This window comes from Uliginosibacterium sediminicola (genome assembly GCF_039631295.1).
Lineage (GTDB): Bacteria > Pseudomonadota > Gammaproteobacteria > Burkholderiales > Rhodocyclaceae > Viridibacterium > Viridibacterium sediminicola.
The window spans coordinates 650,156-672,992 of record NZ_JBDIVE010000002.1; the positions used below are offsets into that span (position 1 = coordinate 650,156).

Annotated in this window: 19 protein-coding genes; 13 read left to right on the forward strand and 6 right to left on the reverse strand. The window is 62.6% G+C overall.

The window, feature by feature from the left end; genetic code table 11:
* Positions 1 to 27 precede the first annotated feature (27 nt).
* Together ABDB84_RS06850 and ABDB84_RS06855 are read left to right on the forward strand one after the other, a co-directional pair.
* Entirely contained in the window at positions 28 to 636 is a 609-nt protein-coding gene (locus tag ABDB84_RS06850) for a hypothetical protein (RefSeq protein ID WP_345918951.1), read from the forward strand.
* Positions 637 to 644: 8 nt separating this feature from the next.
* Complete coding sequence (locus ABDB84_RS06855; RefSeq protein ID WP_345918952.1) at positions 645 to 1,184, forward strand: hypothetical protein; 540 nt, start codon at positions 645 to 647, stop codon at positions 1,182 to 1,184.
* Between the two features lie 39 nt (positions 1,185 to 1,223).
* Here the strand turns inward: ABDB84_RS06855 and ABDB84_RS06860 are convergent, their stop codons facing one another.
* The 5 genes from ABDB84_RS06860 to metG all read right to left on the reverse strand — a co-directional run bounded on the left by ABDB84_RS06860 (position 1,224) and on the right by metG (position 9,466).
* Positions 1,224 to 4,274: a sensor domain-containing protein gene (locus ABDB84_RS06860; protein ID WP_345918953.1), complete on the reverse strand. Its 3,051-nt coding sequence runs from the start codon at positions 4,272 to 4,274 to the stop codon at positions 1,224 to 1,226.
* Between the two features lie 320 nt (positions 4,275 to 4,594).
* On the reverse strand, positions 4,595 to 5,194 hold the full coding sequence (locus tag ABDB84_RS06865; protein ID WP_345918954.1) for a peroxiredoxin: 600 nt from the start codon (positions 5,192 to 5,194) through the stop codon (positions 4,595 to 4,597).
* Between the two features lie 101 nt (positions 5,195 to 5,295).
* A complete protein-coding gene (locus ABDB84_RS06870) occupies positions 5,296 to 5,592 on the reverse strand; it encodes an acylphosphatase (protein WP_345918955.1) in 297 nt (98 codons plus the stop codon).
* The gene (locus ABDB84_RS06875; protein WP_345918956.1) at positions 5,589 to 7,244 is read right to left on the reverse strand and encodes a SulP family inorganic anion transporter; all 1,656 of its coding nucleotides are present in this window, start codon (positions 7,242 to 7,244) and stop codon (positions 5,589 to 5,591) included. The genes ABDB84_RS06870 and ABDB84_RS06875 overlap by 4 nt, the downstream gene beginning before the upstream one ends.
* A gap of 140 nt (positions 7,245 to 7,384) precedes the next feature.
* On the reverse strand, positions 7,385 to 9,466 hold the full coding sequence (metG, locus tag ABDB84_RS06880) for a methionine--tRNA ligase (RefSeq protein WP_345918957.1): 2,082 nt from the start codon (positions 9,464 to 9,466) through the stop codon (positions 7,385 to 7,387).
* A 227-nt stretch (positions 9,467 to 9,693) separates the two neighbouring features.
* Between metG and ABDB84_RS06885 the strand changes: the two genes are divergently transcribed.
* The 8 genes from ABDB84_RS06885 to ABDB84_RS06920 all read left to right on the forward strand — a co-directional run bounded on the left by ABDB84_RS06885 (position 9,694) and on the right by ABDB84_RS06920 (position 19,237).
* Positions 9,694 to 10,665, forward strand: coding sequence for a TRAP transporter substrate-binding protein (locus ABDB84_RS06885; RefSeq protein ID WP_345918958.1), 972 nt, complete (start codon positions 9,694 to 9,696; stop codon positions 10,663 to 10,665).
* A 389-nt stretch (positions 10,666 to 11,054) separates the two neighbouring features.
* Positions 11,055 to 12,341: a TRAP transporter large permease gene (locus ABDB84_RS06890; RefSeq protein WP_345918959.1), complete on the forward strand. Its 1,287-nt coding sequence runs from the start codon at positions 11,055 to 11,057 to the stop codon at positions 12,339 to 12,341.
* Between the two features lie 14 nt (positions 12,342 to 12,355).
* A complete protein-coding gene (locus tag ABDB84_RS06895; RefSeq protein ID WP_345918960.1) occupies positions 12,356 to 12,874 on the forward strand; it encodes a TRAP transporter small permease in 519 nt (172 codons plus the stop codon).
* Positions 12,875 to 12,990: 116 nt separating this feature from the next.
* Positions 12,991 to 14,772, forward strand: coding sequence for an ATP-binding response regulator (locus ABDB84_RS06900; protein ID WP_345918961.1), 1,782 nt, complete (start codon positions 12,991 to 12,993; stop codon positions 14,770 to 14,772).
* Positions 14,773 to 14,847: 75 nt separating this feature from the next.
* Positions 14,848 to 15,936 (forward strand): iron-sulfur cluster carrier protein ApbC, encoded by a 1,089-nt coding sequence (apbC, locus tag ABDB84_RS06905; RefSeq protein ID WP_345918962.1) that lies wholly within the window; start codon positions 14,848 to 14,850, stop codon positions 15,934 to 15,936.
* Positions 15,933 to 16,136, forward strand: a complete 204-nt coding sequence (locus ABDB84_RS06910) for an NF038104 family lipoprotein (protein ID WP_345918963.1) — start codon at positions 15,933 to 15,935, stop codon at positions 16,134 to 16,136. The genes apbC and ABDB84_RS06910 overlap by 4 nt, the downstream gene beginning before the upstream one ends.
* Before the next feature lie 78 nt (positions 16,137 to 16,214).
* Positions 16,215 to 16,784 carry a dCTP deaminase gene (gene dcd / locus ABDB84_RS06915; protein ID WP_345918964.1) on the forward strand — a complete coding sequence of 190 codons (570 nt, stop codon included), beginning with the start codon at positions 16,215 to 16,217 and terminating at the stop codon, positions 16,782 to 16,784.
* 212 nt (positions 16,785 to 16,996) lie between these two features.
* Entirely contained in the window at positions 16,997 to 19,237 is a 2,241-nt protein-coding gene (locus ABDB84_RS06920) for an Orn/Lys/Arg family decarboxylase (protein WP_345918965.1), read from the forward strand.
* Positions 19,238 to 19,849: 612 nt separating this feature from the next.
* Here the strand turns inward: ABDB84_RS06920 and ABDB84_RS06925 are convergent.
* Positions 19,850 to 20,617 carry a ParA family protein gene (locus tag ABDB84_RS06925; RefSeq protein ID WP_345918966.1) on the reverse strand — a complete coding sequence of 256 codons (768 nt, stop codon included), beginning with the start codon at positions 20,615 to 20,617 and terminating at the stop codon, positions 19,850 to 19,852.
* A gap of 126 nt (positions 20,618 to 20,743) precedes the next feature.
* On the opposite strand from ABDB84_RS06925, the gene ABDB84_RS06930 reads away from it, so the two are divergent.
* The 3 genes from ABDB84_RS06930 to ABDB84_RS06940 are packed head-to-tail and all read left to right on the forward strand — an operon-like array spanning position 20,744 to position 22,816.
* On the forward strand, positions 20,744 to 21,181 hold the full coding sequence (locus ABDB84_RS06930; RefSeq protein ID WP_345918967.1) for a hypothetical protein: 438 nt from the start codon (positions 20,744 to 20,746) through the stop codon (positions 21,179 to 21,181).
* Between the two features lie 46 nt (positions 21,182 to 21,227).
* Positions 21,228 to 21,623, forward strand: a complete 396-nt coding sequence (locus tag ABDB84_RS06935; protein ID WP_345918968.1) for a hypothetical protein — start codon at positions 21,228 to 21,230, stop codon at positions 21,621 to 21,623.
* A 35-nt stretch (positions 21,624 to 21,658) separates the two neighbouring features.
* Positions 21,659 to 22,816, forward strand: coding sequence for an oligogalacturonate lyase family protein (locus ABDB84_RS06940; protein ID WP_345918969.1), 1,158 nt, complete (start codon positions 21,659 to 21,661; stop codon positions 22,814 to 22,816).
* Positions 22,817 to 22,837: the final 21 nt, after the last annotated feature.

Here is a 22,837-nt window from a genome sequence, read left to right on the forward strand (position 1 = left end):
TACGCCAAATTGTTAAGGAATGTTGTGATGTCTCGCCCCGCCCGCCTGCTGCCAATCCTCTGCACCGCTCTTGCGGCAGCATTGGTGACGCCTTGCGCCAGCGCGGACACGCTGGGGCTGCGCATCACGCCGCGCACGTATGCCTACGCGCTGGACGCCAACGACGACGACAACCCGGCACGCCTGCGTATCAACATCTCCCTGCTCGACAGCGCTATCTCGGCGCCCGCGTTCATCCCGGCCAACACGCTGCGCCACGACAGCGGCAGCAACAGCTCGATGCGCTCCAACGCCGCCTGGGCCGACTGGTATCCCTTCGGCAGCGGCTTGCGTACCAGCCTGGGCCTGGCCTGGCGCGACACCGCCAACCGCAGCGAGAACGGCGCCATCGACAGCGACTACAGTTTCCGCAGCCAGGCCTTCCTGGGGCTGGGCTGGAGCAGCCGGGCAGCCAGTTCGGCGCCGGGCTGGCGTATCAGTGCTGACCTGGGCGCCAGCATCCGCACCCAGGGTGATTGCGGCGCGATGGCAATCTCCTGTGCCACACCCGCCGGCTTCGGCCTGAAGTTCAAATCGGGTGGCGACGGTATCCGCTGGAATCCGTTCATCAGCATCGGCGCCAGCTACCAGTATTGAGCCGGCTGATGGCGTGGCGGAACACCTGTTTGCTCCTCTGTGCCAGCCTGCTCTGTCTGGGTCTGAGCGCAGCCAGCACGGCCGCTGAAAAAGCCTCTGCGGCAAACAAGAAGCCCCGCCCAGCCAAAACCACGCCGCCCCGCAAAACTCTGCCGCGCACCCGCGCACCGGCGGTCGATACCGTGGTGCTGCGTTACCGCAGCCTCAGCAGCCTGCCCCAAGTGGTGCGCGATGAGCTCAAAGCGCCCGCGCGCAGCGCGGCGTCCGCGGACTATTCGCAGGATGGCGCGGAGCATTGCCGGCAATCGCGAGACCCACGCGTTTCGCCCTGCCTGGGCATTCTGGACATGCGCAGCGATCAGGACGGGCCGCGTTTCAGCTTCGGCCTGAGCCGCAGCAGCATCGGCGCCCCCAAGGATCTGCTATTCGGCCCCTGCCTGGCATGCATCAATACCGATGCGCTGATCGAACAGGAAAAGCTTGCCGACGTGCTCAACCAACAACGCCGCTTTCCGCTCGCCACCATGGGCATCAGTGTGGGCTTCTAAGTCATCCCGGCGTGCCGCCCGCCGGATGATCTGCGCGGATCAGCCCGCTTGCAGGAAGGCGCGGCGCGGTGGCTCGGAGCGCGCCGCGATGCCTTGCTGCAGCACGCGCGTGAACACGTCGTAAGCCACCGGCGGGCAGAAGAAATAGCCCTGCGCGACGCGGCAGCCTTCGCGAATCAGGAAATCGACCTGGGCGCGCGACTCGGCGCCTTCGGCCACCACATCCAGCTTGAGACTCTTGCCCATCTGGATGATCGCCCGCACGATGGCGGCGTCATCCGGATCGTCGGCAATGTCACGCACGAAGCTCTGATCGATCTTCAGGCGATCCACCGCGAAGCGCTTGAGATAGGACAGCGAAGAGTAACCAGTGCCGAAGTCGTCGATGGACAGGCGCACGCCGAGCGCCTTGAGGTTCTGCATGGTGTCGAGCACGCTTTCGGCATGCTGCATGATCAGCGACTCGGTGATTTCCAGCTCAAGATATTCGGGCGCCAGACCGGTCTCGCGCAGCACAGCGCTGACCACGGCCACGATGTCGTCGCGGCGGAATTGCAGCGGCGAGATATTGACCGCCACGGCCACCTCGGTAAAGCCCGCATCCTGCCAGGCCTTAGCATGCAGACAGGCCTGACGCAGCACCCAGCGGCCAATCGGCACGATCAGGCCGGATTCCTCGGCAATCGGGATGAAGCGACCCGGCGGCACGAAACCCAGCTCGGCCGACTGCCAGCGGATCAGCGCCTCGCCGCCGAGGATCACGCCGGTCTCCATGTCGACCTGGGGCTGGTAGTTGAGCAGCAGCTCGCCACGTTCGAGCGCCTGACGCAGATGGTTTTCCAGCTGCAGGCGTTCGAGCGCATTGGCATTCATCTGCTCGGTGAAGAAGCGGTAGGTATTGCGGCCGTTTTCCTTGGCGTGATACATCGCCGTGTCGGCATTCTTCATCAGCGCGTCGGCGGTGCGGCCATCGTCGGGGAAGACGGCGATACCGATCGAGAACGAGGTGCCCAGCGAATGCCCGCCGACATCGAAGGGCTCGGAGAGGCGGCGCAGGATCTTTTCGGCGATGCGCGCCGGCACATCGGCATCAGCCAGATCGGCGAGCACGATGAGGAATTCATCGCCGCCCTGACGGCAGATCGTGTCGGTATCGCGCACACAGTCGCGCAAACGCTCGGAGACCGCCTGCAGCAGGCGGTCGCCCGCCAGATGGCCGAGCGAGTCATTGATCGTCTTGAAGCGGTCCAGGTCAAGGAACAACAGCGCCACACGCTGCTCGGTGCGCTCGGCACGTGTCAGCGACTGCTCCAGGCGGTCCTGGAACAGGGTGCGATTGGGCAGGCTGGTGAGCGGGTCGTGGTGTGCGAGGAAGGCGATGCGCGCCTCGGTCGCCTTGCGCTCGGTAATGTCGGTAAACACCGCAACAAAATTGGTCATCGCACCACTACGGTCGCGCACCGCACTGATCGACAGCCAGCCGGGGAATTCCGAGCCGTTCTTGCGCTTCTGCCACACCTCGCCCTGCCAGGAGCCCTGCTGTTCGGTAATCTGCCACAGGCTGTTCTGGTCTTCCTCGTCGACCAGACTGGCCGAGAAGAGAGCCGGCGAATGGCTGATCACCTCTTCCGATGCAAAACCGGTGAGCTCGGTGAAGGCGCGGTTGACGGAGAGAATGTGGCGCTGCGCATCGGTGATCATGATTGCTTCGACGCTGTTGTCGAACACCGTGGCAGCCAGGCGCAGCTCTTCTTCGGCGCGGCGCTGCGCCGAGATGTCGGTCATGGTGAACACCACCGGATGCATGCCGGTTTTCGCATCACGCGCCAGCGGCTCGGCCCGTGCGATGAACCAGGCACGCGTGCCATCGCGGCGTGCCAACCCGACCACTGCGGAGCTGGAACGACCGGTGCGCATCGAGCGGGCGCCGGGCAGATCGCCAATCGGGCAAGGCGAGCCATCTTCGTGGAAATAGCGCAGGCCCATCGGGTCATGCAACGGCGGGAAGGTCTCACCCGGTTCCAGACCGTAGGTGCGGCGCGCCGCCGCATTGGCGATGATCACCTGGCCCTGTGCGTCACGCATCACCACGCCCTCGCGCATCGCCGAGAGGATCAGGCGCATGCGTCCCTCGCTCTCGCGCAGCTCGGCCGCAGCTTGTTTGCGCGCGGTAATGTCTTCGATCACCTCCATGAACTGGCTGGAGCCGAGACGCCGCGTCTTGACGATGGACAGCGTCAGATTGACCCAGACAATCTCGCCATCGGCGCGCAGCAAGCGCTTTTCCATCGCGCAGTTCTTGTCGCTGCCGAGCACCAGCTGGTCGAGCAGGCGCTCATTGTTCTCGACATCATCGGCATGCGTAATGTCGCGAAAGTCTTTTTGCAGCAATTCGCTCTCGGTGTAACCGAGGATCTCGCAGTAGCGCAGATTCACGCGCAGCAGACGACCGCTGATGGCGCATAGGCCCATGCCCACCGCCGCTTGCTCGAAAGCGCTGCGCAGGCGCGCCTCGCTGTCCTCCAGCGCCGCTTCGGACGCGCGATAGGCCGAGATGTCGATGAGGATGCCGCGCATGCCGATCACGCGGCCACTGGGATTATTGATGCTGGTGCGCAGATCGCGAACCCACACCTCGCTGCCGTCGGCATGGCGCATGCGGTATTCACACTCATGCGGCGCATCGCCCTGATAGTATGAACGCATGAAGGCCATGGCGCGCTCGACATCTTCCGGATGCAGGCGCGAGCGCCAGAAGCCGGAACACTTCCAGTCATCGATGCTGAAACCGAGCAGGCGCGTGCCCGGCGCCGAGACGTAGGTGAAGCTGTCGGAACCCAGATCGTATTCCCAGGCCACCACATGGGTGCCTTCGACGATCAGGCGATAGCGCAGCTCCGAGACCTCCAGCGCGCGCGTGCGTGTGTGCAATTCGCTGAGCTGGCGGCGGTAGATCAGCACGGCCAGGAACAACAGCGCGAAGGCGCCCATCAGCAGGGTCCACACCCCGCGCAGCGACACCGCGCCGGCGATCTCTTCCTGCGCCAGACAGTCACCCGCCATCAGCACGCAGGCAAGAGTCCACAGCATGCGTGCCGCACTCGACGACGAAAGGCGCGAATACATCGACTGCATGGGCCTGGCAAAGCTCCTGATGGCTGAAAAGAATCCGGCATGCTGCAGCCGGGAATTGTAGCCCCTCACGACGGGAGCTTCCCCACTATTGCGCGCCTGTAACGGAATCATCCGGTCGCTGAGCATACATCATCCACAAAGCATAGCGACGACGCTGCAGCGCAGCAATATACGCATGCAACGAGCGCATCCACCATCGCGCAGCGCGCTGCAAAAAAGCCCGGACAGGCCGCGTGAAGAGACCTGTCCGGGCTCATCTGAGCCACAGGTTGCGCTTACAGCGCGCCGGCGTTTTCGGCCAGATACTGGGCCACGCCTTCAGGCGAAGCGGTCATGCCCTTGGCACCCTTCTTCCAGCCTGCCGGGCAGACTTCGCCATGCGCTTCGGTAAATTGCAGTGCGTCGACCATGCGCAGCATTTCGTCGATATCACGGCCCAGCGGCAGGTTGTTGACCACCTGATGCTGTACGACACCGTCCTTGTCGATCAGGAAGGAACCACGGAAGGCCACGCCTTCGGCCGCTTCCACATCGTATGCCTTGGCGATCTCGTGCTTGATGTCCGCCACCAGCGCATAACCGACCTGGCCGATGCCGCCGCTGTTGACCGGGGTGTTCTTCCAGGCCAGGTGCGTGAATTGCGAGTCGATCGACACGCCAATGACTTCGACATTACGGCTCTTGAACTCGGCCAGGCGGTGATCGAAAGCGATCAGCTCCGAGGGACACACGAAGGTGAAGTCCAGCGGGTAGAAGAACAGCACCGTGTACTTGCCCTTGGTGAATTCGGACAGGGTGATGTCCGTGATCTCGTTGTTGCCAAGCACTGCCGTTGCCGTGAAATCAGGCGCTTTCTTGCCAACCAGAACAGCCATGATGATCCTCTCATTGAAATTGCGGGGGCTACAGGAATCCCCATTGGGGGCGCCGCCAGGCGGCAGGGTGAATCCGGCACGGATTGTAATGAATAATGTGTTTAAAACTCTGTTGGGCGCTGCACAAACTGCACATGCCGTTCGTCGGAATCTTCGACCAGCAGATGCTCCACCGCAGCCGCCTCGGGGCCGCGGCCGGCCCAGCACAACAGCGCAGCCACCGCTTCGGGCGCCCCGCAGATCAGGGCTTCAACGCTGCCATCGCCGCGATTGCGTACCCAGCCGGCCAGCCCCAAGGCCTGCGCCTGCTGACGCATGTGCCAACGAAAGCCCACGCCCTGCACTACACCACGAATGCGCACGCGCCGGGCAATGAGCGCGGCAGACTCAAGACTCATTGCAGACTCTCTCCGATCAAGCTGTGTGCCCGCGCCAGCGCGGCCGGGCGGTCGGTCACGATATTGGCCTCGCCCAGACTGTGCAGCAAACCCGAGCGCTGCACCAGCGACGCCGGCTGGCGGCCCAGGCTGCACAGCAGCAGATGTCCGCCTTGCCGCACCTGGGCGCGCCACAGGCCGTGCAGCCAGTCGATGCCCGAGGTATCAGCATTGATCAGCTCGCGCATGTCGAGAATCAGCACCCGCGTCTGCGCTGGCCGTTCCTCGATCTGTGCATCGAGCTTGGCTATCGAACCGAAGAACAAGGAGCCCTGCAAGGCATACAGGCTGACGCCCGCGGCCAGCTCAGTATCAGTCACTTGCTCGACCGAGGTCAGCGCCTGCATGCGGTAGATGAAGAACAGGCTGGCCAGGACCATGCCGATCTCGACGGCGATGGTCAGGTCAAACAACACAGTCAGCACGAAGGTGCTGAGCAGGATGATGCGGTAGTTCCACGAGAAGTGGCGCAGGCGGCGGAACTCGTGCCAGTCGCCCATGCGCCAGGCGGTGATCAGCACGATGGCCGCCAGCACGCTGATCGGCACATAAGCGGCCAGCGGCGCGGCGGCCAGCACCACCACCAGCAAGGTCGCGCAATGCACCAGGCCGGCCAGCGGCGTGCGGCCGCCGGCGCGCACATTGGTCGCCGTACGCGCAATCGCGCCAGTGGCCGGAATACCACCGAAAAACGGCGAAGCCATATTGGCGATGCCCTGCGCCAGCAATTCCTGATTCGGGTCGTGGCGATCATCGATCTGTGCATCGGCCACGCGCGCCGACAGCAGGGATTCGATCGCGCCGAGCAAGGCGATGGTGATCGCTGGCGGCAGCAGGCGGCCAAGACTCTCCAGCGAGGGCAGCGGAAAGCTGAAACCCGGCAACTCCTGCGGAATGCCATTGAAACGGCTGCCGAGGGTCTCGACCGGCAAGCTGAACAGCACACTGACCAGGGTGCCCAAGAGCAGCGCCGCCATCTGCGCCGGGATCACGCCCAGGCGCGGCCAGCGCTCGGCCAGCTTGCCCCAGACCAGCACCAGCGCCACGCAGCCGACACCGAGAGCCGTCGTCGGCCAATCAACGCTGTGCGCGTTTTCGCTAAGGATGCGCAGGCGCGCGAAGAACTCGGCGGGCAGCTTGTCGACGTCCAGCCCGAAAAAGTCGCGCAGCTGGGAGAAGGCGATCACCACCGCAATGCCGTTGGTGAAGCCGATGACCACCGACACCGGAATCAGCCGGATCAGGCTGCCCATGCCGGTCAGCCCCATCACCAGCAACAGCACGCCAGCCATGAAAGTGGCGGCCAGCATGTTGTGGAAGCCATACACGACGATGATGCTGTAGAGAATCGGGATGAAGGCGCCGGTCGGCCCGCCGATCTGCACGCGCGAGCCACCGAAGGCCGAAATGCAGGCGCCAGCGATGATCGCCGTCCACAACCCCGAGGACGGGCTGGCGCCGCTGGCAATCGCGAAGGCCATCGCCAGCGGAATGGCCAGCACGCCGACGGTGAGCCCGGCCGAGGCGTCGGCGAGCAGTTGCTGCCGGTTATAGCCCGGCAGGGTCTCCAGCAATTTGGGGCGGAAGGATTTGAATCTGAATCTGATAGCCACGTGAACTCCCGACAAGACTTGGACAAGACAAGGCAATGGACTTGCCCGTCTCATCCGGTGCGTGTTGGTGCATCACAATCCAGCGGCGGCGTGCGCTCAGTGGCATACGACTCCAGAATCGATTCGGCGTGGCGATCCGCCTATTTGACGCGCATTCCGGGCTGAGCGCCAGCGTCCGGCGACAAGATAAACAAACCCGGCACCTCGCCCGACTCGTCGGAAGCGGCCAGCACCATGCCTTCGCTCAAGCCGAACTTCATCTTGCGCGGCGCCAGATTGGCCACCATCACCGTCAGGCGACCGACCAGCAGCGCCGGATCGTAGGCCGACTTGATGCCAGCAAAGACCTGGCGCGGACGTTCCTCACCGATATCGAGCTGCAGCTTGATCAGCTTGGCCGCGCCCTCGACGTGTTCGGCGGCGACGATCTTGGCGATGCGCAGATCGACCTTGCCGAAGTCGTCAATATTGATCAGCGGCGAAGCCGCGTCCTGCTCGCTGCTTGCCGCAGCAGGGCTGGGCGCCGCCGGCTTGGCTTCGGCTTTCGCTGCCGGAGCAGCCGCCGGCGCCTCGGCGACCGGGGCGTCAAACAGCTGATCCATCAGCTTGGGATCGACGCGTGTCATCAGGTGCTCGTAGGTGTTGATCGCGGTGAGCGGCGATTCGTCATCCCAGCGCTCGAAGCTGCAGTTGAGGAACTTGCCGACGCGCAACGCGGTGGCTGGCATGATCGGCGCGAGCATGGTGGTGAGCAGGCGGAAGGCATTGAGCGCCACCGTGCACACCTGGTGCAGCTCGGCCTCCTTGCCCTCCTGCTTGGCCAGTTCCCAGGGCGCGTGGGCATTGACGTATTCATTGGTGCGATCAGCCAGCGCCATGATCTCGCGGATCGCCTTGGAGAACTCGCGTTCGTCCAGCGCCACGCGCACATTGGCCTTGGCTTCGCGCAATGCAGCCAGCAGCGCTTCGCCTTCCGCCGGCAGGCTCGCCGAGAGCTGGCCGCCGAAGCGCTTGGTGATGAAGCCGGCGCAGCGGCTGGCGATATTGACGTACTTGCCGACCAGGTCGGAATTGATGCGCGCGACGAAATCCTCGGGGTTGAAGTCGAGGTCTTCGACATTGGCATTGAGCTTGGCGGCGATGTAGTAGCGCAGCCATTCCGGATTCATGCCGATCTCCAGATAGCGCAGCGGGCTGATGCCGGTGCCGCGCGACTTGCTCATCTTCTCGCCCGAGACAGTGAGGAAGCCGTGCACGAAGATATTGTTCGGCACACGGTAGGGCGTGCCGGCGAAATGCAGCATGGCCGGCCAGAACAGGCAGTGGAAGTAGACGATGTCCTTGCCAATGAAGTGGATCTGCTCGGTCGCCGGGTCAGCCATGAAGGCGTCGAAATCCACGCCCTTCTTGCTGAAGTAGTTCTTCAGGCTGGCGAGGTAACCGACCGGCGCATCGAGCCAGACGTAGAAATACTTGCCCGGCGCGTCGGGAATCGGGATGCCGAAATACGGCTCGTCACGCGAGATGTCCCAGTCGGCCAGGCCGCCTTCGCCATCCAGCCACTCGCGCGCCTTGTTGGCGATCTGCGGCTGCAGGCGGCCGTCCTGCGTCCAGCCGCGCAGGAAGTCGACACAGCGCGGGTCCGACAACTTGAAGAAGAAATGCTCGGACTCGCGGATCACCGGCGTCGCGCCAGTCAGCGCCGAGACCGGATTCTTCAGCTCGGTCGGCGCATAAACCGCGCCGCAGACTTCACAGTTGTCGCCGTTCTGGTCCTTGGCGCCGCACTTGGGGCACTCGCCCTTGATGTAGCGGTCGGGCAGGAACATCGATTTGACCGGATCGAAGAACTGCTCGATCACCTTGCGATCAATGAAGCCGGCATCGCGCAGACGGCGGTAGATGTCTTGCGAGAGCTCGACATTCTCGGCCGAGTCGGTCGAATGCCAGTTATCGAAGCTGATATGGAAACCATTGAGGTACTGCGGCCGTCCGGCGGCAATGCCGGCCACCAGCTGCTGCGGCGTGATGCCCTCGGCCTCGGCCTTGAGCATGATCGGCGCACCATGCGCATCGTCGGCGCAGACAAACTCCACCTCGTGCCCCGCCATGCGCTGCAGGCGTACCCAGATATCGGCCTGGGTATATTCCATGATGTGGCCGATGTGAAACGCGGCGTTGGCATAGGGCAGTGCGGTTGTGACGAAGAGCTTGCGTGACATGAGCGGAGATTCCGGAACGGCAAAAGTTCGCCATTTTAACGCAGCACGCCAGCACCCGCCCGCCGACGCGCATAAACAGCTGCAGCGCAGCACACAGGCAGCAGGGTATTTCCCCCTTGACCCCTGTCAAACAAACTGTCAGCTTCCACACCTCAAAGGTATCAGCACCTATAAATTCCACCGCGCATTGACGCACAGGCCATGCAAGCCTGATTAGAGGAGGCGTTTTGAGGCAATTTTTTGTCCTGTTGCTGATGTGTTTGACGCCTCTGGCGCATGCCCAGCTTGAACTCAAGCTGAGCCACTTCGGTTCGGACGAGCATCCGGCCAATATCGCCGCCAAGCAGCTGGCCGCGCGCGTGGCACAACGTAGCGGCGGCAAGGTTCTGGTCCGCATCTATCCCAACAACCAGCTCGGCAATCCGCCCGAGGTGCTGGAGCAAGTGATGCTCGGCGCCGTCGACATGAGCCTCTCCGGCCATGATCAACTGGGCAAGTACGTGCCCAAGTTCGATGCCATCAGCACGCCTTTCGCATTCAAGGATTACGCCGCGGCCGACAAGCTGATCGATGGTGACTTCCGCAAATGGGTCGAGAAAGATCTGGAAGCCAAGGGCATGGTTTATCTCTCGGCCTGGGAATGGGGCTTTCGCCAGCTGACCAATTCGCGCCGCCCCATCCTCAAGCCGGAAGACGCACGCGGCCTGAAGATCCGCACGCCGCCAGCCTTCGCGTATCAGGCCTTTGTCGAGGCCATTGGCGCCACGGTGCAGACCATCCAGTTCCCGGAACTGGTGATGGCGATGAAAACCGGCGTGGTCGACGGCCAGGAAAATCCGGTCTCGGTGATCTACAACCTGCGCCTGAACGAGTCGCAGAAATACATGTCGCTGCTCAACTACACCTATAGTTCGATGACCCACGTGATCTCGCGCCAGGCCTGGGACAAACTCAGCGCCGAGCAGAAAACCATCTTGCGCGAGGAGTCGGCCGCCGCCGGCAAGCTGATGCGCAAGCTGGTGCGCGAGGAGGAGACGCGCCAGATCGCCGATCTGCGCAGCCTCGGCATGCGTATCGACCAGCCGGACACGGCGCCTTTTCGCGCCGTCATGAAGCCCGCTTACGACAAGATGCGAATCAAGATCGGCACCCGGAACTTCGAGGAATTCATGGATTTACTCAAACGTAACGGCGACTGACGCGCCGGGCGCCTGCCAGCGCCACGCAGATCCGCAATGGCATAATCCGCACGCGCAGACCCAGCATCACTGCCTGCGGCAGCTTAATGGCTCACTAGGGCGTGTTCACATTCACGCGACGGTTGCGCGGGTACTGAATTCGGCACAGAACAAGGCGCAGCGACGCTGTCAGGGTGGTCCCCTGGCAAGGAGCTGCAACGCAGTGCTGTGTCGAATTCAGTGCCCGCCCGGAGGGTTGAAGTGCAGGGCTCGCCATACTGCGTTGCGCTCCTTGTGCAGGGGACCCACCCTGCACTGTGTCGCACGCCTTGTCTGGCAAGCCCTGCACTTCAACGCAATCCGCCGGGTGAATGTGAACACGCCCTAGAATCTTAAAAACAAAGGCCGACATGCTTACTTTCGCTCTCTTTGCTGCGCTGCTGATTCTCCTGGTGCTCGATGTGCCGATTGCGGTCGCCATCGGCCTGACCGCCGTCGGCGTGTTCCTGCTCGAAGACAAGGCCAGCCTGCTGGTGATGCTGCCGCAGCGCATGTACTCGGGCACCACCGGCTTCACCCTGATCGCCATTCCCTATTTCGTGCTGGCCGGCAATCTGATGAACAACAGCGGCATCACGCGCCGCATCTTCCGCTTCGCCAAGGCCCTGGTTGGCCACATCGCGGGGGGGCTTGGCCAGGTCAGCGTCCTGTCCTCGATGATCTTCTCCGGCATGTCCGGCTCGGCCGTGGCCGATGCGGTCGGCATGGGTCAGGTCCAGTACAAGTCGATGGCCGACGACGGTTACCCGAAGCCGCTCTCGGCGGCTATCGTCGCCTCGGCCAACTGCATCGGGCCGGTGATCCCGCCCTCGATTCCCTTCGTCCTCTACAGCGCAGTCACCTCGGTCTCGCTGTCGCGCCTGTTTCTCGCTGGCTTCATCCCCGGCCTGCTGATGGGCCTGACCATGATGCTGGCCATTGCCCTGGTCGCCCGCTTCCGCCGCCTGCCCAGCTCGGAGCGGGCCAGCGTCGAGGAACTGGTCGAGAGCACGCGCGGCGCCCTGCTGCCGCTGCTTGCCCCGCTGATCATCATCGGCGGCATTCTGTCCGGCCTGTTCACGCCCACCGAGGCGGCGGTGCTGGTGACGCTCTACAGCCTGATCCTCGGCTTTGCCTACGGCGATCTGCGCCTGGCGCAACTGCCCGACATCATCTTCGACTCGATCAAGCAATCCGCTGGACTGCTGTTCATCATGGCAGCGGCCAACTTTTTCGGCTGGCTGCTGATCCACCAGCGCATCCCGGACCTGCTGATCCACTCGGCGATCAGCAGTGGCGCCTCACCCGCCAGCGTGCTGTCGATGATCGTCGGCATCGTGGTGATTCTCGGTTGCTTTCTCGAAGGCAACGCCATCTTCCTGATTACCCTGCCAATCTTCATCCCGATTGCGCACTTGTTCGGCATCGATCTGATCAATCTGGGTGTCGTCATGACCTTGCTGGTCATGATCGGCAACATCACCCCTCCCGTCGGCATGTGCCTGTTTGCCGTCGACAGCTATTCACGTACCGGGGTCTGGCTGCTGGCGCGCGAATGCCTGCCGTTCGCGCTGGGCATCCTCGCCGTTACCTTGTTGATTGCCTTCGTGCCGCAGATCTCGCTGTTCCTGCCCGATCTGTTCATGCCCCTCAAATGAGCTTGCCGCACACCATGAAAACACTGAGCACGCTGTCGCGCCGATTTGATGCCTGCGTCACCCTGATCCTCAAATGGGCCTGCATCCTGCTCTTCGTCGCGCTGAGTCTGGTGCTCAGCGGCAATATCCTGCAGCGGATACTGCCCTTCCTCTCCATGCAGTGGTTCGACGAGGTCGTCGAGCTGATGTTCGCGGCCCTGGTCTTTTACGGCGCGGCCGCGCTGTGGGTCACGCATGGCCACTTCAGCGTCGGCGACTGGATCTCGCAGCGCATTCACAACACACGCGCACGCCATGCTTATCGACTGCTGGTCGAAGTGCTGTCGCTGTGCTTCATGCTGGTGTTCCTCTTCAACGCTTACGATATCGTCATCCGCGCTCAGGAAATCACCAACAACCTGATGCTGCCCAAGTCCATGCTCTACGCTTGCATGCCGATTGCCGCCGCCATCATGTCGCTCTACAGCCTGCGCAACGTCTGCGTTGAGCTGGCCTTGCTGCTCAATCCGCGCTGGGCCGACGACATGGTGTGAGCAGGCGGTACCAGGGCTGCTCGATGCCCGCCGGCCCGCCCCACCTGCCCGAACATCTGTCTGGCGGCCGCTGCGATATCCATGCAATATCGCGAAAAACACTCTGACAGAGATCAATGGCCCCGTCTGCCACCCCTACAGCCAGCCTCAGCGCGGCAGAATGCCGCGTCCGCAAGGAGCAAATCGAACTGCTGTTTTCGCATGGCACCTCGGTGCTGCTGGGCAACCTGCTCGCCGTGTTCGCCTGCGCTTTCATGCTGTGGGACAACTTCGTGCCGCAGCAACTGATCTTCTGGCTGCTGTTCATGGCGCTGTGGACAGGCTTACGCATGCTGATGGTGCGTGCGCACAACGGGCGCTTCCACGAACGCCTCAGCGTCAATACCTGGGGCTGGCTATTCATCTGTGGAGCCGGCGTCTCAGGGCTATGCTGGGGCGTCCTGCCCTGGCTGCTGCACGCGCCGGAACCGCTGTCCCTGGCGGCCATCGGCGTCGTCCTTGCCGGCCTCACCGGCGCGGCCGCGCCAGCGCTGGGCACCTTGTTCATCACCTATGTGCTCTACACATCGCTGGTGCTGCTGCCCTTCGCCCTGTTCTGCCTGGCCCAAGCCAACGAACTGTCCTTCGACATGGGCGTCGTCGCCCTTGGCTACTTCCTGTGCACGCTCTTATTCGCCAGCGTCAACAACCGCTTTACCCTGGCCAGTATTCGTCTGCGCTTTGAAAACCTCGAACTGCTGCGCCAGCTGCAGGTACAGACCGAGGTGGCCGAGCATGCGCGGCAATGCGCCGAGACGGCCAGTACCAGCAAGACGCGCTTTCTCGCCGCCGCCAGTCACGACATGCGCCAGCCGCTGCAATCGATCACCTTGCTGGCCGATGCCTTGCAGACCGAAGCGCTCAACGACAAAGCCCAGCGCCTGCTCTCGAGCATGCGCGAAGCGAGCGCCAGCATGGGCGAGCTGATGGATGAGCTGATGGACTACTCGCGCATCGACGCCGGCTCGATGCAGGCCGAGTTCCGGCCCTTCGATCTGGCCCAGGTGCTGGTGCGCATCGAAGCCGAATTCGCGCCGCTGGCGCGCACCCTGGGGCTGCGCCTGAGCGTGCGCACACGGCATCTACGGGTGCTCAGCGATGCGCGCATGATCGAGCGTATCCTGCGCAACCTCGTCTCCAATGCGCTCAAATACACGCATCGCGGTGGCGTCATCGTCGCCTGCCGTGTCCGCCGCAAGGTGGTGCGACTGGAGGTCTGGGATTCCGGCGTCGGCATCCCGCAGGACAAGCAGGGTGACGTGTTCCGCGAGTTCTACCAGCTCGACAATCCGGAACGCGACCGCCGCAAGGGCATCGGCCTCGGTCTGGCGATTGTCGACGGCCTCACCCGCCTGCTCGGCCAGCGCCTGCAACTGCGCTCCATCGAAGGGCGCGGTTCGGTGTTCGCCATCGAGCTGCCGCTCGATACCAGCGAAGTCGCGCGCGAGCTGCATCCGCTGCGTGCTGCGCCGCTGCCGCACAATCTGAGCAGTGTGCTGGTGATCGACAACGAGCCGGTGATCCAGCAGGCGATGGCCGCCCTGCTCGCCGCCTGGGGTTGCCAGGTGACGGCGGTCGAATCGCTGAGCGACGCGCTGCTGCAGCTTAAATCAGCGCCGGACGCCATCCTCGCCGACTATCGCCTGCTCGAAGGCGAAACCGGCATCGATGCCATCGAAGGCGTGCGCCGCCATTTTGGTCGCCAGATTCCTGCCGCCGTGATTACCGGCGACACCGATCCGCACCGCCTGGCCGAAGCACGCGCCAGCGGCTTCCCCTTGCTGCAGAAGCCAACGCCCAGCGCACATCTGCGTGAAGTGCTGTCGGCCCTGCTCAGCCAGCCACCGCTGAACGCCTGAGCCGCTCTGCGCCGCACAACGCGGCGGACGGGCGTGCTAAGCTTGACTGAAACAATCAAGTATTCAGGCCCTGTCATGAGCATTTCCAGCAGTGAACTCCAGGCCCTCGTCGGCCAGCTGATCGATCCGAACACCGGCAAATCCTTCGCCAGCGCACGCGCGCTCAAAACGGCGACGGTGGCCGACGGTCAGGCGACAATCAGCATCGAACTGGCCTACCCCGCACGCAGCCAGCACGCGGCGATTGCGGCGCAGATCGAAGCGGCGGTACTGGCGGCCGGTGTCGCCAAAGCCAGCGTCAGCGTCGTCTCGAAGATCGTGCCGCACACCGTGCAGGCCAATGTGAAGCTGCTGCCGGGCGTGCGCAACATCATCGCCGTGGCCTCGGGCAAAGGTGGCGTCGGCAAGAGCACTACCTCGGCCAATCTGGCGCTGGCCCTGGCGCAGGAAGGTGCGCGCGTCGGCCTGCTCGACGCCGACATCTACGGCCCCAGCCAGCCGGAAATGCTCGGCCTGGCCGGCCAGAGCCCGCAATCGCCGGACAACAAGACGATGACACCGCTGGTGGCCCACGGCATCCAGGTCAATTCGATCGGCTTCCTCATCGACCCTGAGCAACCGATGGTCTGGCGCGGCCCGATGGCGACCCAGGCGCTGCGCCAGCTGCTCAACGAAACGGCCTGGGACGACCTCGATTACCTGGTCATCGACATGCCGCCGGGCACCGGCGACATCCAGCTGACCCTCGCGCAGAGCGTGCCGGTGACGGGCGCGGTCATCGTCACCACGCCGCAGGACATTGCCCTGCTCGACGCCCGCAAGGGCCTCAAGATGTTCGAGAAGGTCGGCATCCCGATCCTCGGCATCGTCGAGAACATGAGCATCCACATCTGCTCCAATTGCGGCCACGCCGAACACATCTTCGGCCAGGGCGGCGGTGCGCAGATGTGTGGCGACTACGGCGTGCCCTTCCTGGGCAGCCTGCCGCTGGACATCAAGATCCGCGAACAAGCTGACAGCGGCACGCCGACTGTCGTGGCGGCGCCGGACAGCGCGGTAGCCCAGAGCTATCGCAGCATTGCCCGCCAGGTCGCCATCGCGATTGCCGAAAAGCAGCGCGATCTGCGTCACAAATTCCCCAGCATCGTGGTCCAGAACACATGAAACTCCAGACTCTCGGCAAACTCCTGGCTTGCCTCGCCCTGACACTGAGCCTGCAAGGCTGCCTGGGCACCATCGTCGGCGGCGTGGTCGATGTCGGCATCGAAGTGGTCAAAATCCCCTTCAAGGTCGGCAAGGCCATCGTTGATGTTGCCAGCGACGATGACAAGAAAGACAAGAAGAACGAGGACAAAGACAAGTAACTCTTGCGCAAAATAGCTGTCAGCTGCGGGGTCGGGCTGTAAAATGCGCCCTTTCCTGCATCCAACGACAAGGCCATCGTGAGCATAAAGTCTGACAAGTGGATCCGCCGCATGGCGGAACAGCACGGCATGATCGAACCCTTCGAGCCCACCCTCGTACGTGAGGCCAATGGCCAGAAGATCGTGTCCTACGGTGCTTCGAGCTACGGTTACGACATCCGCTGTGCTGACGAATTCAAGGTCTTCACCAACATCAATTCGACCATCGTCGACCCGAAGAACTTCGATCCGCAGTCCTTCGTCGAGGTCTCCGGCAAGGGTTACTGCGTGATCCCGCCGAACTCCTTCGCGCTGGCCCGCACCGTCGAATACTTCCGCATCCCGCGCTCGGTGCTCACCGTCTGCCTGGGCAAGAGCACCTACGCACGCTGCGGCATCATCGTGAATGTCACGCCTTTCGAGCCCGAGTGGGAAGGCTTCGTCACCCTGGAGTTCTCCAATACCACACCGCTACCGGCCAAGATCTACGCTGGCGAAGGCTGTGCCCAGGTGCTGTTCTTCGAGTCCGACGAGATCTGCGAGACCTCGTACAAGGACCGCGGCGGCAAGTATCAAGGCCAGGTCGGCGTCACCCTGCCGAAAATCTGAGCCCACACGCCCCGCCCTGCAAAAGGCCGCTCCGGTAAAGCATGTGCTTACCGGCGGCCTTTTGTCCTTTCATTGTCACAGCTCTGCGCTATGATTCCGCACTCGGCCGTTACAGGAAAGCTGCCTTTCCTTCGCGGCCCTTTTCTTTTGTTTTCCTTCGCGCCTTGGCGGTGAAGGTTTTTTTGAATCCCCCTGACGGGAGCTAGCTGACCATGCGATTCCACTTCCCCATCATCATCATTGACGAGGATTTCCGCTCCGAGAACACCTCGGGCTTCGGTATCCGCGCCATGGCCAAAGCCATCGAAGAGGAAGGCATGGAAGTGCTGGGCGTCACCAGCTACGGCGATCTGTCGTCCTTCGCACAGCAACAAAGCCGCGCCTCCTGCTTCATCCTGTCGATCGACGATGAGGAATTCACCTCCGGCGAAGCCGAGGACACCATCGCCGAGCTGCGCGCCTTCGTGCAGGAGCTGCGCCTGCGCAATGCCGAGATTCCGATCTTCCTCTACGGCGAGACGCGCACCTCGCGCCATATCCCGAACGACGTGTTGCGCGAGCTGCACGGCTTCATCCACATGTTCGAGGACACGCCCGAGTTCATCGCCCGCTACGTGGTGCGTGAAGCCAAGGCCTATCTTGACTCGCTCGCGCCGCCCTTCTTCCGCGCGCTGGTGCACTACGCCTCCGACGGCTCCTATTCCTGGCACTGTCCGGGCCACTCCGGTGGCGTCGCCTTCCTGAAAAGCCCGGTCGGCCACATGTTCCACCAGTTCTTCGGCGAGAACATGCTGCGCGCCGACGTCTGCAATGCCGTCGAAGAACTCGGCCAGCTGCTCGACCACACCGGCCCCATCGCTGCCTCCGAACGCAACGCCGCGCGCATCTGCCACGCCGACCATCTGTTCTTCGTCACCAACGGCACCTCGACCTCGAACAAGATCGTCTGGAATTCGACCGTCGCGCCGGGCGACATCGTGGTGGTCGACCGCAACTGCCACAAGTCGATCCTGCACTCGATCATCATGACCGGCGCGGTGCCGGTGTTCCTGATGCCGACGCGCAACCACTACGGCATCATCGGGCCGATCCCGAAGAGCGAATTCAAGTGGGAAAACATCCAGAAGAAGATCGCCAAAAACCCCTTCGCCACCGACAAGAACGCCAAGCCGCGCGTGCTGACGATCACCCAGAGCACCTACGACGGCGTGCTCTACAACGTCGAAGAGATCAAGGAAGAGCTGGACGGCAAGATCGACACCCTGCACTTCGATGAAGCCTGGCTGCCGCACGCCGCCTTCCACGACTTCTACGGTGACTACCACGCCATCGGCGAAGGCCGCGAGCGCTGCAAGGAATCGATGGTGTTCTCCACCCAATCGACGCACAAGCTGCTCGCCGGCATCTCGCAGGCCTCGCAGATCCTCGTGCAGGACTCGCAGTCGCGCAAGCTCGACAAGGACCTCTTCAACGAGGCCTATCTGATGCACACCTCGACCAGCCCGCAGTACGCCATCATCGCCAGCTGCGACGTGGCCGCCGCGATGATGGAGCCCCCCGGCGGCACCGCCCTGGTCGAAGAGTCGATCCAGGAAGCGATGGAATTCCGCCGCGCCATGCGCAAGGTGGACGAGGAATGGGGCGCCGACTGGTGGTTCAAGGTCTGGGGCCCGGAATACCTGGCCGAAGAAGGCATGGGCGAGCGCGAAGACTGGATGCTCAAGGCCGGCGAACACTGGCATGGCTTCGGCAATCTGGCCGAAGGCTTCAACATGCTCGACCCGATCAAGGCGACGATCATCACGCCGGGGCTGGACGTGGACGGCGACTTCGCCGACACCGGCATTCCCGCCGGCATCCTCACCAAGTACCTCGCCGAGCACGGCATCATCGTCGAGAAGTGCGGCCTTTACTCGTTCTTCATCATGTTCACCATCGGCATCACCAAAGGCCGCTGGAACACCCTGGTGACCGAGCTGCAACAGTTCAAGGACGACTACGACAAGAACCAGCCGCTGTGGCGCATCATGCCGGAGTTCGTCGCCAAGCATCCGCGCTACGAGCGCGTCGGCCTGCGCGACCTCTGCCAGCAGATCCATGACGTGTACAAGTCACACGACGTGGCGCGACTGACCACCGACATGTACCTCTCGGAAATGGAACCGGCAATGCGCCCGACCGACGCCTGGTCGATGATGGCCCACCGCAAGATCGAGCGCGTCGACATCGACCAGCTCGAAGGCCGCATCACCGCCATGCTGGTGACCCCCTACCCCCCCGGCATCCCGCTGCTGATCCCTGGCGAGCGCTTCAACAAGACCATCGTGGACTACCTGAAGTTTGCGCGCAGCTTCAATGAAATCTTCCCCGGCTTCGAGACCGATGTGCATGGTCTGGTGAAAGAGAATGTGGATGGCGGGGTGCGGTATTGCGTGGATTGTGTGTTGCAGTGATGGCTAGCCTGCGTTAGGCGAAATGCAACATGGGCAGTGATGAGATAAAGCAGCTTGCGCAGCAGGCGCGAGGTGTATTCGAGAATCACCGAGACGCTTTCGGCATCTTAGCCAAGGGATTTCCTCGTGGTGCGTGTGGTACAGCAAGTGACTTCTTCGGATACTGGCTAAAGAAAAATGGAGCCCTGTCAGTTGAGTACGTTTGGGGACAAAGAGATGGCGTCACTCATGGATGGCTCGAAATTGGCGACTTAATCATCGACATTACGTCCGACCAATTCGAAGACGGAGTGGGCGCAGTGTTTGTCGAGACTGAACGAAAATTTCACGACACATTTGTCAATCAAATGAGGGGGCCCGCATCTCTGTCCACATGCAACGCTGTCGAGCTTGGGCTATTTTGCGAATACATGAACCGAAGTACTTAGCGTGCGCTCGCGAAGCGACCCACCACCCTCCTGATGCATGACAGGCGGGTTGTCGCTGCACTCCGAACCCGCCCCACCGCCTTTCTCCGCAGCAAAGCCTTCACTTTCGACTTCCTTCGCGGCCCTTTGCGTTTCCTTCGCGCCTTTGCGGTGAAATGCCTTTAAGCCTTTAAGCCTGCAAGCCCTAAGCATTCAAAGCATCATGCAAAGCCACATACTCCAGCGTGAGTTTGTGGCGCGGGTCGAGGTAGATCATCGGGCGGGCGAGTTGGTGGGACTCGCGGATTTTCACCGAGCTCGATAGATACTGATCCAGGATCGGCAGGCCTTCGTCGCGTAGTTCTTGCACGATGCGCGCGGGCAGGCTGGCGCGCGGCTGGAACTGGTTTACGACGATGCCTTCGACGTGCAGATTGTCGTTGTGGTCGGCGCGGATTTCTTCAACGTTCTCCAGCAAGGCATAGAGCGCGCGGCGCGAGAAGTCGTCGCAATCGAAGGGGATCAGGCAGCTGTCGGCGGCGATCAGCGCCGAGCGTGTGTAGAAGTTGAGCGCTGGCGGCGTGTCGATGTACACAAAGTCGAAATCCGCTTCGAGTTCGGCCAGCGCTTCACGCAGCTTGAAGATCTTGTAACGCGATTCAAGCTTGCCCATCAGCTCTTCGAGGCGCGGTGACGACGCCATCAGCGACAAATGCTCGAAGGGCGTCGCCTGCACATGCTCGGCGGCGGCGAGTGAGTCGAAACGCACCGACAGGGTTTGTTCGAACAACTCGGCAGCGCCGACACTGGCCGCATCGGCCGCGTTGCCGAGCAGGTAATGCGAGGAATTGCCTTGTGGATCGAGATCCACCAGCAAGGTCCGCTTGCCCTGCGCAGCCGAGATCGCTGCGAGATTGCAGGCAATGGTCGATTTGCCCACGCCGCCCTTCTGGTTGAACACTACGCGTTTCATGATCAGGCTCCCGCTGCGGTTTCTTGCATTGTGCCAAAACAAGGGCGCCATCGGGCGCACATCAATGCAGCGAGGCCGGGCTGCGGCTACAATCGGGCTGCTCTGATTGAATCTGGATGACTCCTCATGCGCCTTGTGCTCGCTTGCCTGCTGTGTTTGCTGACTGCTTCGGCCTCTGCGGCGGAATTTCTCACCCTCGGCGGCGTGTCGCGCCATTTCGAACGCGATCTGGACCTCAACGAAGTCAATCCGGGCCTCGGTTATCAGCGTGATTACAACGATGATATGGCCTGGAGCGTCGGCGTGTTCAAGAACAGTCTGCGCCGTGCGGCATTTTTCGGCACCGTCAATTATGCCTTATGGAAGGCTGACGATAGCTGGCGCGCGGGCATCACCGCCGGGCTATCGAGCGGGTATCATCATTCACCCATCGTACCCTTGGCCATGCCGTTCATTGAATGGCGCGGCCGCTGGCTGGCGGTGCAAAGCTATATCATTCCTAGCGTGAAACCCTATGTGGATGGCGCGGTCGTACTGCAATTCAAGTGGCGTCTGGATCAGTGAGCCAGCGCATGCCAGGTTTCCCGACGTCCCCCAATAGATCGGACTCATGATGCTCAAGTTTGCCTTTTCAACCCGCGTACTCAGCCTCTGGCTGGCGCGCTGCCTGATCGCTCTGGCGCTGGGCGGCAGTGCGCTGCCGGCGCTCGCCCAGGCACAGGCCCTGACGCCTGCGCAAATGGCCTGGCTCAAGGCCGAATGGCGCAAGGCCGACGCACAATTCGCCAAGGACGTAGTGCGCATCACCGGTGCCACCGCCAATCAGGTTGCACGCGCCGTGCCGCCCGCACAACGCATCGCCAACCCGGCCGCCAATCTGATTGCCAAGCTCGAACGCATCACCGGCAAGAGCCTGAGCGAAGAGCAGAAGATCGCCATCTACGCGGCCGAAGCGCAGCGCCAGACGCAGGTTGAAACGGCTCGCCTCAGCGCCGCCAAGCACTGAGTTCGTCGACATCCGCGAAAAGGCAGGCAAGCCGCATGGCCAAAGGCAGCACGCAGCAACTGAGGTTTCAGGACTTCAAGGATCCGACGACGGGTGTGCGCGTCACGCGGCTGACACCGCCGGATGTCATCAACCACCGCAACTACTTCTACCAGAAGTGCTTCACCAACGACGGCAGCCAACTGCTGTTCGGCTCCGACTTCGACGGCGAGCGCAATAACTGGCTGCTCGATCTGCGTAGCGGCGTCGCCCGCCAGCTCACCGAGGGCAAAGGCAGCAATACGCACGGCGCTTTCCTGTCGCCCGACGATGCCTGGCTGTACTACGTCAACAGCGGGCGCGAGCTGCGCCGTGTGGCGCTGGACAGCCTCGCCGAGGAAGTCGTCTATCGCGTGCCGGAAGGCTGGCGCGGCGCCGGCACCTGGGTCGCCAATTCGGCCTGTACCAAATTCGCTGCGATGGAACAGTGGGAAGCCGATGTCGTCACCGGCAGCAGCGGCTGGGAGAAATTCCGCCTGCAATTCGAGCGCAAACCGCGCAGCCGCCTGATCAGCATCGACGGCGCCAGCGGTCTCGCGCACACGGTCTATGAGCAACAGCGCTACATGGGCCACCCGATGTACCGACCCTTTGACGACCACACCATGGCCTTCTGCCATGAAGGCCCGCACGACCTGGTCGATGCGCGCATGTGGCTTGTCGATGAGGACGGCCGCAATCTGCGCAAGGTGAAGGAACACGCGCCGGGCGAAGCCTGCATGCACGAATTCTGGGTGCCGGATGGCTCGCGCATGATTTACGTGAGCTATGTCGAAGGCGAGCAGCAGCGCTTTGTCTGGGCCGCCGACCCGGTCACGCTGAAAAACGAGATGCTGATGCCGATGCCCCCTTGCTCGCACCTGATGAGCAATTACGACGGCAGCCTGCTCGTCGGCGACGGCGCCGGCCAGCTCGAAGACGTCGCCAACAAGGACGCACACGCCTTCGAGCCCGACCCCTATCTGCACCTTTTCGACCTCAAAACGCGCAGCACGCGCCGCATTTGCGCGCACAACAGCAGCTGGCGCGAGTACAAGGGCAACCACCAGACCAGCCATCCGCACCCGTCTTTCACGCCGGATGAACAGCGCGTGCTGTTTAGCAGCGACTTCGAGGGCTTGCCGGCGATCTACCTGGCCGATCTTCCGTACTGAAGTACCGCACTGACAGGACTG

Excerpts from the sequence above, each read along its gene's own strand:
- ABDB84_RS06850 (WP_345918951.1), top strand. The coding sequence starts at position 28 with ATGTCTCGCCCCGCCCGCCTGCTGCCAATCCTCTGCACCGCTCTTGCG.
- ABDB84_RS06855 (WP_345918952.1), top strand. The coding sequence starts at position 645 with ATGGCGTGGCGGAACACCTGTTTGCTCCTCTGTGCCAGCCTGCTCTGT.
- ABDB84_RS06860 (WP_345918953.1), bottom strand. The coding sequence starts at position 4,274 with ATGCTGTGGACTCTTGCCTGCGTGCTGATGGCGGGTGACTGTCTGGCG.
- ABDB84_RS06865 (WP_345918954.1), bottom strand. The coding sequence starts at position 5,194 with ATGGCTGTTCTGGTTGGCAAGAAAGCGCCTGATTTCACGGCAACGGCA.
- ABDB84_RS06870 (WP_345918955.1), bottom strand. The coding sequence starts at position 5,592 with ATGAGTCTTGAGTCTGCCGCGCTCATTGCCCGGCGCGTGCGCATTCGT.
- metG (WP_345918957.1), bottom strand. The coding sequence starts at position 9,466 with ATGTCACGCAAGCTCTTCGTCACAACCGCACTGCCCTATGCCAACGCC.
- ABDB84_RS06890 (WP_345918959.1), top strand. The coding sequence starts at position 11,055 with ATGCTTACTTTCGCTCTCTTTGCTGCGCTGCTGATTCTCCTGGTGCTC.
- ABDB84_RS06895 (WP_345918960.1), top strand. The coding sequence starts at position 12,356 with ATGAAAACACTGAGCACGCTGTCGCGCCGATTTGATGCCTGCGTCACC.
- ABDB84_RS06900 (WP_345918961.1), top strand. The coding sequence starts at position 12,991 with ATGGCCCCGTCTGCCACCCCTACAGCCAGCCTCAGCGCGGCAGAATGC.
- apbC (WP_345918962.1), top strand. The coding sequence starts at position 14,848 with ATGAGCATTTCCAGCAGTGAACTCCAGGCCCTCGTCGGCCAGCTGATC.
- ABDB84_RS06910 (WP_345918963.1), top strand. The coding sequence starts at position 15,933 with ATGAAACTCCAGACTCTCGGCAAACTCCTGGCTTGCCTCGCCCTGACA.
- ABDB84_RS06920 (WP_345918965.1), top strand. The coding sequence starts at position 16,997 with ATGCGATTCCACTTCCCCATCATCATCATTGACGAGGATTTCCGCTCC.
- ABDB84_RS06925 (WP_345918966.1), bottom strand. The coding sequence starts at position 20,617 with ATGAAACGCGTAGTGTTCAACCAGAAGGGCGGCGTGGGCAAATCGACC.
- ABDB84_RS06930 (WP_345918967.1), top strand. The coding sequence starts at position 20,744 with ATGCGCCTTGTGCTCGCTTGCCTGCTGTGTTTGCTGACTGCTTCGGCC.
- ABDB84_RS06935 (WP_345918968.1), top strand. The coding sequence starts at position 21,228 with ATGATGCTCAAGTTTGCCTTTTCAACCCGCGTACTCAGCCTCTGGCTG.
- ABDB84_RS06940 (WP_345918969.1), top strand. The coding sequence starts at position 21,659 with ATGGCCAAAGGCAGCACGCAGCAACTGAGGTTTCAGGACTTCAAGGAT.